Below are 13,645 nucleotides of genomic sequence, written 5' to 3'. Positions count from 1 at the left end.
ATAATAAAGTTTGTGCTAGGAGAGTATCGGATCGAAGGGCGGCGCGCATCGGAGATCGCCGCCAGTGTCGAGCGGGCCGTCGGCGCGGGTGAGCTCCAGCCGGGCCAAGCCCTGCCGCCGCTACGGGAGTTGGCCGCTCATCTGGAGGTCAATCCGAATACGGTCGCGGCTGCGTATCGCACGCTGCGTGAGCGGGGTGTGATCGAGACGGCGGGCCGGCGTGGCAGTCGCGTACGGCCGCGCCCCGCCAGCACCTCCCGTGAGGCGCTGAATGTGCAGGTGCCGCCGGGCGTACGGGACGTGTCGAGCGGCAACCCGGACCCCGCGCTGCTGCCTGCGCTCGGCCCGGCGCTCGCCGAGGCCGCCGGGCGCGGCGCAAGGCGGCCGGTGCTCTACGGCGAGGCCGCCGTGGGGGAGGAGCTCGCCCACCTGGCCCGCTCGGCGTTCGACGCCGACGGGGTGCCGGACGGGCCCGTCGCCGTGACCTCCGGTTCGCTGGACGCCATGGAGCGGGTGCTGAGCGCCCATCTGCGGCCCGGGGACGGGGTCGCCGTCGAGGACCCGGGGTGGGGGAGCCTGCTCGACCTCATCGCGGCGCTCGCCCTGCGGCCGGTACCGGTGGGCGTGGACGACGAGGGTCCGGTGCCCGAAGAGGTCGACCGGGCACTGCGCGCCGGAGCCCGGGCGCTGGTGGTCACCGACCGGGCGCAGAATCCGACGGGCGCCGTGCTGAGCGCCGTCCGCGCCGCCGAACTGCGGGCACTGCTGTCCGGTCACCCGGACCTGCTGCTCATCGAGGACGACCACGGCCACGGCATCGTCGACCACCCGCTCCACCCCCTCGCCGGTGTCACGGAGCGCTGGGTGCTGACGCGCTCCACGGCCAAGGCGTACGGCCCGGACCTGCGGCTGGCGGCCCTGACAGGTGACGCGGCCACGGTGGACAAGCTGCAAGGACGGCAGCGGCTCGGCCCCGGCTGGGTGAGTCATCTCCTCCAGGACACGGTCGCCCACCTGTGGCGGACGGGCGCGGTGGACGTGACGGCGGTCGCGGGGTCGTACGACCGGCGCCGTAACGCCCTCATGCGGGCCCTGGCGGACCGAGGAGTGGCGGCGCGCGGGCGCAGCGGGATGAACGTCTGGGTGTCGGTTCCGGACGAGACCGGCGCGGTGGCCCGTCTGCTGCACCGCGGCTGGGCGGTCGCGCCCGGGGCCCGCTTCCGTTTGCGCTCCCCGCAGGGCATACGGATCACCGTCTCAGCCCTCACGGACGACCAACTCCCTCCCCTCGCGGACGCGGTCGCCGCCGCCCTCGGTCCGGGCGAACCCCGCCGCTACGACTGAACCCACCGGAACCGCGGCACGCTGCCGGGGGCTGACGGCCTTTGGTCCTTCACCAGTTGCCCGGCGCCGGAGGGCGGGTCACCAAAACGCTCGACGGCAGGGCCCGGCGACGAGAGTTGAGGGCTGGGGACCGGCCCGCAATGCTCTGACAGCCGCCGTCAACGCCGGTCCTGAGGCCATACGCAGGACCGGTGACGGCGGCGTCCGTCAGAGGAGACCCCCGGTGTACGGATCCTCGGCGAGCTGCCGCCAGGAGTGCTCGGGGGTGGCGCCAGTCCCGCCAGGTCGGGAAGGCCGGAGGCCAGGAGGCCATGGCGCAGCTCGTGCCGCTCCCACGCGACCAGGTGCGCCCCGCCCGTCGCGCCGTCCAGGACCAGCGATCCGTGTCCGTGGTAGTGCTCCCCGAGGACCAGCAGCCGCCCGTCCTCCACGGCGGTGCTTCCGCTGCCCTCGTCGCTTTCCTTGTCCCTTTCCTTCCGGAAGGTTTTCAGCCGCCCCTCGCGCAGACCGGTGAACTCCAGGCCCGCTGCCTTCGCCGGCAGGCCCACCTCGACGAGGAAGCGCCAGCTCGGCTCATGCGTCAGCGCGTTCGGCAGCGACGCCGCGTCCAGCCGGCACCACGGCCGCGCGCCTCCGTTGCTGCTCCCGGCCCCGTACGCGTCCCCGCTCCCGTACGACTTCTGCTGGCTGTCACCCGAGTATCCGGCCACGGCTGCCGCTCCCCCCGCGAGGTTGATCACTACACCGCCGACACCAGCGCGCGGGTCTGACCACCCCTCTCCGACAATTCCCGTCCGTGCCCTGGCTCCTCCTCCGACGCGCCCGTCAGTCCTTCCCGCTGTCGGCGCGGCGGGAACGGCTCTGTGTCAGGGCGGCGCCCGCCACGACGATCACGGCGCCCACCGGGGTGTTCCAGCTCAGCGGTTCGTGCAGCAGGGTGGCGCCCGCGGCGGTGGCGATCACGGGGACGAAGTACGTGACCATCTGGGCGGTGGTGGGGCCCACTTCGGCCACCAGGCCGTACTGCATCAGGAAGGCGACGCCGGTTCCCAGTGCGCCCAGGGCGAACACCGCCAGCAGCGGCATGAGGGAGAAAGAGGTGGGGAAGGAGGTGAAGAGGGGGTTGACGACGGCGAGTTGGGCGGTGGCCAGCAGGAGCTGGGCACCCGTCATGGAGAGGTGGGTCTCCTCGGTGTGCGCGAGGGTACGGCGCAGGTAGATCCAGCCGATGGGGTAGCTGAGCGAGGCGCCCAGGGCCATCGCGGTGCCCGCCGGATCCGTACCCGGGAAACCCTGCCAGACGCCGAGCACGGTGAGGACACCCAGAAAGCCCAGGCCCAGGCCCGCGACGCGGCGCCGGGTCGGGCGGTCCTCGGAGAGCGCGACCAGGGACAGAACCATTCCCCACAGTGGGGAGGTGGCGTTGCAGATGCCGGCCAGGGTGGACGGGATGGTCATTTCCGAGTACGCGAAAAGGGTGAAGGGCAGGGCGTTGAGGAAGAGCGCGGCGACCGCCAGGTGACCCCAGGTCCGGGGTGAGCGCGGCAGGCGCTCGCGCTTGACGGCCAGTACGGTGATCAGCACCGCGGCGCCGAACGCCAGCCGTCCCAAGGACACTTGGAGCGGCGCGAATCCCTCGTTGCCCACCTTCATGAACAGGAAGCTGAAGCCCCAGATCAGCGTCAGTATCGCGAAGCGGGCCCGCCAGTCGAGTGCGCGGCGACGACGGACCGGTCCGTCGGCCGGCAGGGAGGCGGCAGGGGGTGCGACGGCGGTCCGGGGTGCGGTGATTCCTGAGGGAGCGCCGGTTTCAGAGACAGTGGCGATTACGGACGGAGCGCCGGCTGCGGACGCAGTGCCGGCTTCCGAGGGGGCGTCGGCGCTCGGGAGGGGAGTGGCGATCGGGGGACGGGCGGTACTCATGGGGATCACGATGCAGGGCCGGAATCCGTAGAACAAGCGAATTGTTTCCGACCTCTTCGTTTAGCATCCCTTACATGTTGAACTTGGACCGCCTCCGGACCCTGAGCGCCGTCGCCCGCCACGGTTCGGTGAGCGCGGCTGCCGACGGCCTGTACGTCACCTCTTCCGCCGTCTCTCAGCAGCTCGCCAAACTGGAGCGGGAGACCGGCCAGCAACTGCTGGCCAAGAGCGGCCGGGGCGTACGTCTGACCGATGCCGGACGGCTGCTCGCCGAGCACGCCGCACGCATCCTCTCGCAGGTCGAGCTGGCCCAGGCCGACCTGGAGGCCCACCGTGGCCAGGCGGTCGGCGAGCTGCGGCTCGCCGCATTCCCCACCGCGGCACGCGGACTCTTCCCCGCCGCCCTCGCCGCGCTGCGCGCCGACCACCCGCAACTCCGCCCGCGCCTGAGTGAAATGGACCCGGAGGTGTCCGTACGGAGCGTGCTGCGCGGCGATGTCGACCTCGCGGTGGTCCTGGACTGGTACAACCGGCCGATGCGCTTGGCGGAGGGGCTGGCCAAGGCGCCGCTCCTGGACGATCCCGCCGATGTGGCCATGCCGGCGGGGCACCGGCTGGCCGGGCGCCGGTCGGTGGAGCTGGAGGACTTCGCCGACGACGACTGGATCTCCTGGCCCCAGGGCGAGTTCTGCCACGAGTGGCTGATGTTCACGCTCCGCGGCAAGGGCATCGAGCCGCGCATCGCGCACATGGCCGAGGAACACCACACCCAACTGGCCCTGATCGCCCAGGGGCTGGGCGTGGCGGTGGCACCCCGGCTCGGCCGCGGGCCGGTCCCCGAAGGGGTGAGCGTGGTGCCGGTCGGCCACGCCATGCGGCGACAGGTCTACGCCATCTGGCGGCACGACGCCGACCGCCGCCCCTCGATCCGTGCCGCGCTGGGCGCGCTGCGCGTCGCGGCAAAGGCCGTGGAGGGCGACTGACGGTATCAAGCCGACTTGCGACCTGGCTGAAGAACCAAAAAGTCCGTGGCGCCCAGGCCATGGCTGAGGCGGCAGTAGCCGCGGCGCAGACCCGGCACACCGCCGTGGCCGGGGAAGCCCACGGCCGCCGCCGTGGTCAACACGCCGGCCAGGGCCGTGTTGGCTCTGGACGATGAGCTCGCTGACATCGACGCGCGGATCGCGGTCCGTTTCCGTGTACATCGCGACGCGGAAGTGCTTCTCAGCATGCCCGGCACGGGCCCGTTGCCGGGGCGGAGTTCATCGCCTGCACCGGCGGAGACATGGACGCCTTCGGCAGCGCGGGCCGACTCGCCGACGTCGCCGGACTCGCACCGGTTCCACGGGACTCCGGACTCACGTCCTATGGGCTCTCATCCGCGACCACCACACACCGCCGAGTCGCCTCACCCCGATCCCACCTCGGCATAGCGCCCTGGTGACCGTGCGCTTCATTTGGCCTCTTGGCCACACCTGGTCGTTCCCAGGCCGGGCGGTCGGGATCAGAGGGCCCAGGGCAGTCGGAGGGCCTCAACTTCCGTGTCGTCCAGGAGGGCCTCGATGAGCGGGGCGGGGCCCGCCACCTTGGTGGCCCAGAGGTCGTAGTCCGTGCAGAGGACCCAGGACCGGTCCTGGGCCCAGAAGTTGGACGGGGACCAACCGCCCTCCTCCGGGTGGTCGTACAGCGCCTTGGCATCCGCGAGCGTGCCGGCCCGAACGTGCAGGTTGACGAAGTCCTCAGCCCCGTGCAACAACGGGGTGTAGTAGGCCAGGCAACCGGTCTCCGCACCCTGCGGGCTGTGCTCGGTGAGGATGTCGACCAGGCGGTTCCAGTCGGTCCGGTCCAGGCTGCCCTCGGACGCCCCGGCGATGCCGACCGGCCATCCGCTCGGCTCCTGAAACGAGGGGAAGGAGAGGTGGCAGGGCAGCCGCCCCTCGGGCACCACAGGATCGCCGGTCCGCCGCGAGAGCTCCGCCCAGCGCAGCCGGCGCCAACGGGGGCCTGGGGGCTCCCCCAGCGTCCACCCGAACACGTCCGCCGGGTCGAGGCCCGGGATGATCTCGGGCCCGCCGCCGTTCAGCACGGCTCGTTGATATGCGACATAGGACATGTCGGTGGGCCCGAGTTCGTGTTCGTACATGGAGTGGAGCACCCAGGCGGCGTCGGGCAGTGCCGGCGGCATGAAGCCGGTGAGCCCGTCATCGTTGGCCAGCTCCCGCAGCCAATCAGTCTCCCCAGCGGCGGAAAGCGGCCACCGGGCGGTCGCCAGAGCAGCGGATGTCTCGTTCATCCGTTCATGATCTCACCCGCCGTCGCGGCGAGCGCCGGGATCACTTCCCGGCCTTCACCACGTTCCCGGCGCCCTTGACAAGCATGATCGGGAATCAGTCACGGTCGATGATTCCCCGGATGATGCCCAGGCGCAGCAGGTCCTGTGGGCGGATGTGGAGTTGGTCGGCGGTCCGGCGTACTTCCGTGGCGTCACGCTTGAGGATCGCCGCGGCCAGTTCGGGGGCGATCACGGAGAAGTAGCTGTCCGGCGCGGCCCACAGCCGGCCCGGGGCCGCCAGGGCCAGCGCGCCTCCGGAGCCGCCCTCGCCGATGAGCACGGACGTGACGGGCGTACGGGCCGAGGCGAGGGCGGCGAACATGTCCGCGATGGCCGCGCCGGCACCCGCCCGCTCCGCCGGTGCGTCGTTGGCGGCGCCCGGTGTGTCCACGAGAGTGAGGACCGGAACGCCGATCCGGTCCGCCAGCCTGACCAGGCGGGCGGCGGTACGGAATCCGGCCGGGCGGGTGGCCGTGCCGCACTGTGCCACGAAGGCGATCGTACGGCCGTCGCGGTGGCCGAATCCGCACCGTATGCCCTGATCGACCCCGCCGCAGCGGTCACCGCTGAGCTCCTCCCGCCAGTCGAAGTACGCGTCCAGATACGCCGTGGCGCGGGGCGCCGGTCGTCACGAGCGCGCCCTACCGCACTCCAGCCGGTCTCCGGGAGGTCATGGGCACCGAGAGCGCGGGGCAACGGTGCGGGCTCGGTGGGGCGCGAGCCAGTCGACCCGGGGCGGCCCGCTTGTGACTCGAAGCGGTCGACCGTGGGGTCGGGTCGGTCGGCATGTGACTCGGGGCGGTCGTCCGGTGAGCCGGGGACGCCGTTCCGTACGTCCGCCACCGGTTCCGGCCCGGACCCCGCGCCCGGCCCCGAATCCGCCCCCGGCCCCGACTCCGACTCCGCTCCCGGCGCCTTGGCCGTCAGTAGCATCAGCCAGCGTTCGAGCGTCGTACGGAGACGGTCGGGCGGCACGACGGCGTCGACCTGTCCGGCCGCCAACTGGCCCTCGGCGGAGTAGGCGTACGGATCGGCGTCCGCGGGCCGTACCCGGGAACCCGCGAAGCCGATCTGGGCACCGGGCAGCGCGAGGACGACATCGGCGCCCGCGCCGAGCGTCGCCCAGCCGCCGCCGGTCGTCGGGTCACGCACCACGGCGATCTGTGGCAGCCCGGCCGCACGGGTGAGCGTGGACTGCCCCGCCACCCGCTGGAGCTGGATCAGCGCCCGCATGCCCTCCTGCATCCGGCTGCCGCCTGTGGCGATCAAGGACACGACGGGCAGGCGGTGCCGCCGGGCGTAGGTGTGCGCGGCTTCCAGACGGTCGCCGGTGCGCTCGCCGAGGGAGCCGCCCAGGAAGCCGAATTCGAAGGAGATCAGTACGGCCTCGGTGCCGCCGATCCTGCCGACCCCGCTGACCACGGACTCACACTCGCCGGTACGCTCCCGGGCCCGGGTGTGCGCGGCCCCGTAACCGGCCCATCCGATCGGGCCGTCGGTGGCCGGCCGCTCTCCCTCGATGTTCCCCGGAACGCCCGGTGGCGCGGGCAGTTCGGTGAAGTCCTCGGTCAGCGCCGCGACGGCTTCCCGCGCCGACCAGCGCCCGGCCGGACCCCGCCCGGCGCCTTTCTTCCCCATGTCCCCGGCCTCCCTGGCGCCCTCGCCGCCCGGAGCCTCACGCATGGAGTTCCCGCTTGAGGATCTTGCCCATGTCGTTGCGCGGCAGGGCGTCCAGGAAGTGGACGACGCGCGGCCGTTTGTGTGGGGCGAGCTGCCGGGCGACATGGTCGACGAGTTCCGAGGCGGACGGACGCGGACCGCCGGACGCCTCGTCCACGGGAGCGGTGGGTGCGATGGGGTCGGTGGGATCGGCGGGGCCGGTGGGTGCGGCCGGTGGGGCGGACACGGTGGTCTCGGCCCGTACGACCCAGGCGACGATCCGCTCGCCGAGATCCTCGTCCGGTTCGGCCGTGACCGCGGCCTCGGCGACCCCTGGATGGGCCAGCAGCGCGTTCTCGATCTCCCCCGCGCCGATTTTGTACCCGCCGCTCTTGATGAGGTCGGTGGCCTTGCGGCCTACGATGCGGTAGTTGCCCGCCGCGTCCCGGGTCGCCATGTCACCCGTACGGAACCAGCCGCCGTCGAACGCCGCGGCCGTGGCGTCCGGGCGGTTGAGGTACTCCACGAAGAGGTTGGGGCCGCGCACCTGGACCTCACCCACGGTCTCGCCGTCGCTCTCCTCGATGGCCTGCCCGTTGTCATCCACCAGCCGGACGTACACCCCGGGCAGCGGCACACCCACGGTCCCCGGGGCGGGCTCGCCGTCCGCACGGACACTGGTGTTCATCAGCGTCTCCGTCATGCCGTACCGCTCGATGACCCGGCGGCCGGTGGCCGCGGCGATCCGCTCATGGACGGTCAGCGGCAGGGGCGCCGAGCCGGAGACCAGGAGGCGGGCCCGGCCGAGCGCCTTGGCCAGCGCCGGGTTGCCGCCCGCCTCGGCCGCCAGGCGGTGGTACATGGTCGGTACGCCGAAGAGCATCGTGCCGTCCGCGGCCAGTTCGCGGGCGACGCCCTCGGTGGAGAAACGGCCCAGGTGGTGGACGCTGCCGCCGCGCCGCAGCGGGCCGAGGACGCCCAGGATCAGCCCGTGGACGTGGAAGAGTGGCAGTGCGTGCACGAGCACGTCCTCGGCCGTCCACCGCCACGCGTCCCGGAGCGCGTCGAGCGTGCGGGCGATGGCGCGCCGGGGGATGACGACCCCCTTGGGCGGACCGGTGGTGCCGGAGGTGTAGACGATCAGCGCCGGCGTCTCTTCGCCCGGCTCGTACGGAAGCTCCTGATCCTCCCCGTCCCGCGCGTACGGATCGATGTCCAGCCGGGGGAGGGCGGCGAGCGGGCCGGGGAGGTCGGCGCCGGGCTCGGCCAGGACGAGCGTGGGCGCGCTGTCCGAGACGATGTGCGCCAGCTCGCTCTCACCGGTCTTGGGGTTGACCGGCACGGCGGACACCGCGGCCTGCAGCGCGGCGACCACGGCGACGGCGGTCTCCAACGAAGGCGTCGCCCAGACCGCGACCCGCGCCTGGCCACCGATCCGCCGGGTCAGCGGGCCTGCCACCGCGGCCAGTTCGCGGTAACTGAGCGCACGGTCACCGAAGCGCAGCGCGGGCCTGGGCGATGCCTCGCGCAGCGCGGGGAAGAGCACGTCCACCGGTTCTCCTTCGTCCTCGTCCTCATCGGCCCCCGACGCATCGCGCGGCCGTACGGTCCCGGTCCCGCGCCCGGCGCGGTTCGAGCTGACTGCCACCACTCTCGCAGAGACCACTGACATCGCGATCACCCCGCCCACCGGCATGGCGGAGGCGCCCCGGCGTGGCAGAAGCCCGGCCCCTGACGCCGTGTGTGGCCCTCAGCCCTCAGCCCTCGGCCCTCAGCGCGGGAGCTTGCGGAAGTCCCAGGAGACGACGGCTTGCGGCGTCAGACGCAGCCACGCGTGACGGCCGTCGTACGGCATGGCCTCCACACCGAAGTACTTGGCGGCGAACAGCCGTTCCGGAACCTCCAGCTCCGGGCACGGCGCCCCGGCGCGCGGCGACTCGCCCACGAACTCCGCACGGCCGCTCAGCTCCGCCCCGCGCAGCTCCCCGTACCCCTGCCCGTCATCGACGATCACCGCGGTCCGCGGGTCCTTCCGCAGTTGCGCCCACCTCTTGCTGCGGGTGACCGAGTACAGCCATATGGATGTCCCGTCCCATACGAACCACAGTGCTCCGACGTGCGGCGCGCCATCCGCCCCGACCGTGGCGACCCGGCACGTGCGCTGCTCCGCCAGATAGGCGTCGAGTTCGTCCGGCGCCATCATGATGCGGCGCCCGCGCCGCTGTCCGACGACCATCCCGGCCCACCTCCGTGCTCCGACCCGTCCGGCACGGTCCGCTCCGGCCGGACCGGGTGTCAGGAAGCATGGGGTGGCTTCCCGGCGTACGCAATGGCGGGTAGCCTCACGCGCCGCGCCCACGGCAGCCCACGGCACAGGCGAACCACGGAGCGGGCAACGCACGGAGCGGACAACCCACGGCACCAGCAACGCACGGCACGAGCATCGTCCGAGGGGAGAGACCATGTCGTCGTCGGATGAGCGGTCGCGCGAGCGGCTGTGGCTGTGCGAGCGGCTGGACCCGGTGAACACCGTGCTGCTCACCGTGGAGTGTCAACGCGGCGTCGTCGGCCCGGACAGCGCGCTGCCCGAACTCGCCGACGCCGCCCGTACGACAGGGGCGCTGGCCAACATCGCCCGGCTGGTCGCGGCAGCCCACGACGCCGGTGTGCAGGTGCTGCACGCGGTCGCCGAGCGCCGCCCCGACGGTCGGGGCGCGAGCCGCAACGCGCGCCTCTTCAAGGCCGCCGAGCGCCTGCCCGTACAACAGTTCACCGGGACGACGGCCGTACGCGTCGCCGCCCCGATCCCCGTCTGCGAGGACGACCTGATCGTGCGCAGGCTGCACGGGCTCTCGCCGCTGGCCGGCACGGACGTGGACGCGCTGCTGCGCAACTTCGGGTGCCGCACGCTCGTCGTGACCGGTGTGTCGGCGAATGTCGCGGTGCCCAACGCCGTCTTCGACGCGGTCAACCTCGGCTACACGGCCGTGGTGCCCGCGGACGCCATCGCCGGTGTGCCCGCCGAGTACACCCGGGCGATGGTCACGCATACCCTCGCTCTCGTCGCCACCGTCACCGCCACCGACGACGTGCTCACCTGCTGGAAGCAGCCCCGCCGGTCCGGCGGCCGGACCGTGCGGCCCAACTGACCGGCCCGCCGGCCAGCCCTTTCGGCCGGCCTGTTAAACCGGCCTTTCCGGTCAGCACCGCCGGTCAGCACCGCCGGTCAGCACCGTCGGTCGGCACCGCCGGTCAGCACCGCCGACCGGAGCCGTCAGCCGAACCGAGGCCCGATCAGCCGAGTTCCAGGGAACCGCCCTTGACCTTCACATCAGCCGTGGGCAGCCCCCTCCTGGCGGGCCCGTGCTTGACGCTGCCGTCGGCGATGTCGTACTTGCTGCCGTGACACGGGCAGTTGATCGTGCCGCCGGAGACGTCCCCGACGATGCACCCCTCGTGCTGGCACACCGCCGAGAACGCCTTGAACCGGCCCGCCTGCGGCTGGGTCACCACCACCTTCCGGTCCTTGAAGACCTTGCCGCCTCCCTCGGGGATGTCCGAGGTCTTCGCCAGCACATGCCCCGCCCCGGCTCCGGCGCCACTGCTGCCACCGCCGTTTCCGGGACCCTGGGAGCCTGTGGGCGGCTGCGCGGACCGTGCGGGTGTCCCGTCGCCCTGCCGGCCCTTTGCGTCACTGCCGCACGCCGCGAGCGCGGCGGCCAGCCCCGCCGCTCCCGCCGCCACGACGACCGTACGCCGTGCCGTCGTCCCGCCCGTGCGCCGTTCCGCCGCCGAGGATTCCTGTTGGGTCATGGTGTGCCTCCGGTTCTCGCTTCACTGCCCTGCCTGCGAGGCATGTACCCATACGGCCGTACGGGGTGGATGGGCCATACGGGTTACAGGGGCCGTACGCGTCCTGTGGGGCACACCCCGGACACTTCATCCGTGCCGTACGCCCCACAGGCGTTGCGAAGGTTCCATACGGACCGGCCGGGACCGGCGTTCAATCCCCGGAAGTTTCCGTTCCCGGTAAGGCTTTCACCCTTCCGGCTGACCGGTGTCCGCCGTCCGCTTCTCCAGCGCGCCGAGCAGGAAGTCCCGCTGGAAGCGCAGCAGGTTCTCGTTGACCGCCTCGTCGGCCGGCGCATGGCTCGCCCCGGGCAACGGCAGCACGGTGTGCTGCTTGCCGGCCGCCAGCAGCTCCGCCGAGAACCGCAGCGTGTGCGCCGGCGCCACGTTGTCGTCGGCCAGCCCGTGTATGAGCAGCAGCGGGCGGCGCAGCAGATGGCCGTGGCCGGCCAGTGAGCAGCGCGCGTAGTTCTCCGGGCACTTTTCCGGATGACCCAGATAGCGTTCCTTCCAGTGGGTGTCGTACAGACGCTGGTCGGTGGGCGCCGCTCCGGCGACCGCCGCGTGGAAGACGTCCGGCCGGTGCAGCACGGCCGCCGCGGCCAGGAATCCGCCGAAGGACCAGCCGCGGATCGCCACCCGCTCCAGGTCCAGGTCCGGGAAGCGCCCGGCCACCGCGTGCAGGGCCGCGACCTGGTCCTCCAGTACGGGCGTCAACTGGTCGCCGTGGACCTCCTTCTCCCAGCGCGGTCCGCGGCCCGGCGTACCGCGCCCGTCGACGACCAGCACGGCGAAACCCTGCTCGGCGAACCACTGCGACACGCACGCGAACCAACTGCGGGCCCGTATCGCGAGCTGCACGCTCGGCCCCGCGTACGGATCGAGCAGCACCGGAAGCCTGCGCGCCCCCGGCTCGTACCAGGAGGGCAGGTAGAGCGCGCCGCGCAACTCCCGCTGGCCGAGCGTGAGATGGACCGGGCGGGGCTGGACGGATGGTTCCTCGCAGAGGGCGGCTATCGTGCCGGCCGGCGCGCCGTCGCGCATCACGGTCACGCGGTGGCCGTCCGGGGTGAGGCCGGCCAGGACGGTGGTGCCGCCGCCGGTCACGGCCGTGTGCAGTCCCGGACCGTCACTCAGCCTGGTGCATCCACCGCCGGTACCGCTCCCGGTCTCGCCGGTGCTGCTCCCGGACCCGCCGGTGCGGCCTGCGGATTCGCCGGTGCCGCCGCCGGGCTCATAGGACCACACATGAGTCTCAGTAGGGTCCGCGCTCGCCGTGAACAGCACGCGTTCACCGGTGACGTCGATGACCTTGCGCACCTGTAGGCCGGGCGGGGTGACGATGGCGCCACCGACCGTCAAATGACGGGTGGTGTCCGCGTCATGGGGGAGTACGAGGGCGCCGGAGGCCGTACGGGATGGGGTGCCGGGCACGATCTCGACCCAGGCGGGATCGGTCCGCTCGTGCAGCGTCCGGCTCGCGCCCGTCAGGGGATCGACCGCGAGCGTGCGCAGGGTGCGCTGGTCACGGCTCTGTACGCTGACAAGAGGGCCATGCGCGTCCCATGAGGCCGAGACCAGGTACTCGAACGCCTCCCGGTCCCAGGCCACTTCCAGGCCACGGAGGGGCTCCCCCTCGTTCGCGCCGTCGTTCCCGCCCAGGGACAGCAGCCACAGCGACACCTGCGCATTGGCCGTTCCAGCCGCCGGGTACCGGATCGCGCGCGGCGGCTGCTCCGGACGCGCCGGATCGCTGATGTAGCGGCGCTGCACACCGGAGGTGTCGACCCTGGCGACCAGGAGCCGCCGGCTGTCGGGCGACCACCAGTAACCGCGTAGCCGTCCCATGGATTCCGCCGCCGTGTACTCGGCCAGCCCGTAGGTGACGTCGGGGCCTTCCGCTGCGGCCAGCCGCCGGTCCGCGCCCGGCCCTCCGGCCTCTCCCGCGGCCCCGCCTCCGTCCCCGTCCCCGTCCAGTTCCACGACATGCAGCGAGCCGCCGGTCACGTACGCGATGTACCGCCCGTCCGGAGAGGGCCGCGGGTCGACGACCGGACCCGCGGTCGGTACGAGGAAAGGTGCCCCTTCGCCCCCTCTACCTCCTTCATCCCCTTCGTCCGTACGGACCACCCAGAGAGCGCCGGACAGTGCGAAGGCCACGACGCGCGCCGCGCGATCGGCCGCGTACGCCACCACGCCCTGCGCACGCTCGCGGGCCCGCTCGCGCCGTACCCGTTCCTCCTCCGGCAGGTCCTCCTCACAGAGCCCCACCGATCCGGCCTCCGCCAGCCGCGCCGGGTCGGCGAGCAGCCGTTCCTTGCCGTCCTCGTACAGCCAGAGCCGTCCTATGGGATCGGTTCCGCCGCCCGTACGGACGAACAGCACCCGGCGGCCGTCCGGTGAGACGGTGAAATGCGCCGGTACGCCCAGGGAGAAGCGGCGGGTGCGGGCGAACTGACGGGGAAAGTCGTCCGCAGGGCGAGCATCAGCAGTAACGGAGGCATCAGAAGTCTTGGCGGCATCGGTGGAATCCATAAG

The 13,645-nt window shown here is 72.4% G+C and carries 10 protein-coding genes and 2 pseudogenes; 4 read left to right on the top strand and 8 right to left on the bottom strand.

Features of this window, described 5'->3' with window-relative positions; all coding sequences use genetic code 11:
- The first annotated feature begins 12 nt into the window (after positions 1–12).
- Complete coding sequence (locus tag KGS77_RS02635; protein WP_242578498.1) at positions 13–1,344, top strand: aminotransferase class I/II-fold pyridoxal phosphate-dependent enzyme; 1,332 nt, start codon at positions 13–15, stop codon at positions 1,342–1,344.
- Between the two features lie 158 nt (positions 1,345–1,502).
- On the opposite strand, the gene KGS77_RS02630 is transcribed toward KGS77_RS02635, so the two are convergent.
- On the bottom strand, positions 1,503–2,054 hold the full coding sequence (locus KGS77_RS02630) for an SUKH-4 family immunity protein (RefSeq protein WP_242578497.1): 552 nt from the start codon (positions 2,052–2,054) through the stop codon (positions 1,503–1,505).
- Between the two features lie 115 nt (positions 2,055–2,169).
- Positions 2,170–3,267: a DMT family transporter gene (locus tag KGS77_RS02625; RefSeq protein ID WP_242578496.1), complete on the bottom strand. Its 1,098-nt coding sequence runs from the start codon at positions 3,265–3,267 to the stop codon at positions 2,170–2,172.
- Positions 3,268–3,341: 74 nt separating this feature from the next.
- Here KGS77_RS02625 and KGS77_RS02620 point away from each other — a divergent pair, with 74 nt between their 5' ends.
- Positions 3,342–4,250, top strand: a complete 909-nt coding sequence (locus tag KGS77_RS02620) for a LysR family transcriptional regulator (protein WP_242578495.1) — start codon at positions 3,342–3,344, stop codon at positions 4,248–4,250.
- 269 nt (positions 4,251–4,519) lie between these two features.
- Positions 4,520–4,711 (top strand): annotated as a pseudogene (locus KGS77_RS02615) (transposase); the annotation flags it as partial.
- 60 nt (positions 4,712–4,771) lie between these two features.
- Here the strand turns inward: KGS77_RS02615 and KGS77_RS02610 are convergent.
- The 4 genes and pseudogenes from KGS77_RS02610 to KGS77_RS02595 form a co-directional block, all read right to left on the bottom strand.
- On the bottom strand, positions 4,772–5,560 hold the full coding sequence (locus KGS77_RS02610; protein WP_242578493.1) for a hypothetical protein: 789 nt from the start codon (positions 5,558–5,560) through the stop codon (positions 4,772–4,774).
- A 94-nt stretch (positions 5,561–5,654) separates the two neighbouring features.
- Positions 5,655–7,237 (bottom strand): annotated as a pseudogene (locus KGS77_RS02605) (carboxyl transferase domain-containing protein).
- A gap of 37 nt (positions 7,238–7,274) precedes the next feature.
- The gene (locus KGS77_RS02600; protein WP_242578492.1) at positions 7,275–8,810 is read right to left on the bottom strand and encodes an acyl-CoA synthetase; all 1,536 of its coding nucleotides are present in this window, start codon (positions 8,808–8,810) and stop codon (positions 7,275–7,277) included.
- Between the two features lie 219 nt (positions 8,811–9,029).
- Positions 9,030–9,494: a pyridoxamine 5'-phosphate oxidase family protein gene (locus KGS77_RS02595; RefSeq protein WP_242578491.1), complete on the bottom strand. Its 465-nt coding sequence runs from the start codon at positions 9,492–9,494 to the stop codon at positions 9,030–9,032.
- Between the two features lie 226 nt (positions 9,495–9,720).
- Between KGS77_RS02595 and KGS77_RS02590 the strand changes: the two genes are divergently transcribed.
- Complete coding sequence (locus KGS77_RS02590) at positions 9,721–10,407, top strand: cysteine hydrolase (protein WP_242578490.1); 687 nt, start codon at positions 9,721–9,723, stop codon at positions 10,405–10,407.
- A gap of 145 nt (positions 10,408–10,552) precedes the next feature.
- Here the strand turns inward: KGS77_RS02590 and KGS77_RS02585 are convergent, their stop codons facing one another.
- Both KGS77_RS02585 and KGS77_RS02580 read right to left on the bottom strand, forming a co-directional pair.
- Positions 10,553–11,071: a Rieske (2Fe-2S) protein gene (locus tag KGS77_RS02585; protein WP_242578489.1), complete on the bottom strand. Its 519-nt coding sequence runs from the start codon at positions 11,069–11,071 to the stop codon at positions 10,553–10,555.
- A gap of 225 nt (positions 11,072–11,296) precedes the next feature.
- Positions 11,297–13,642: a prolyl oligopeptidase family serine peptidase gene (locus tag KGS77_RS02580; RefSeq protein ID WP_242578488.1), complete on the bottom strand. Its 2,346-nt coding sequence runs from the start codon at positions 13,640–13,642 to the stop codon at positions 11,297–11,299.
- Positions 13,643–13,645: the final 3 nt, after the last annotated feature.

It is taken from the genome of Streptomyces sp. MST-110588, assembly GCF_022695595.1.
In the GTDB taxonomy this organism is placed as follows: domain Bacteria; phylum Actinomycetota; class Actinomycetes; order Streptomycetales; family Streptomycetaceae; genus Streptomyces.
The sequence above is the reverse complement of the archived record's forward strand: the minus strand, read 5'-3'. Positions and strand labels throughout refer to the sequence as shown.

Excerpts from the sequence above, each read along its gene's own strand:
- KGS77_RS02625 (WP_242578496.1), bottom strand. The coding sequence starts at position 3,267 with ATGAGTACCGCCCGTCCCCCGATCGCCACTCCCCTCCCGAGCGCCGAC.
- KGS77_RS02620 (WP_242578495.1), top strand. The coding sequence starts at position 3,342 with ATGTTGAACTTGGACCGCCTCCGGACCCTGAGCGCCGTCGCCCGCCAC.
- KGS77_RS02610 (WP_242578493.1), bottom strand. The coding sequence starts at position 5,560 with ATGAACGAGACATCCGCTGCTCTGGCGACCGCCCGGTGGCCGCTTTCC.
- KGS77_RS02595 (WP_242578491.1), bottom strand. The coding sequence starts at position 9,494 with ATGGTCGTCGGACAGCGGCGCGGGCGCCGCATCATGATGGCGCCGGAC.
- KGS77_RS02590 (WP_242578490.1), top strand. The coding sequence starts at position 9,721 with ATGTCGTCGTCGGATGAGCGGTCGCGCGAGCGGCTGTGGCTGTGCGAG.
- KGS77_RS02585 (WP_242578489.1), bottom strand. The coding sequence starts at position 11,071 with ATGACCCAACAGGAATCCTCGGCGGCGGAACGGCGCACGGGCGGGACG.
- KGS77_RS02580 (WP_242578488.1), bottom strand. The coding sequence starts at position 13,642 with ATGGATTCCACCGATGCCGCCAAGACTTCTGATGCCTCCGTTACTGCT.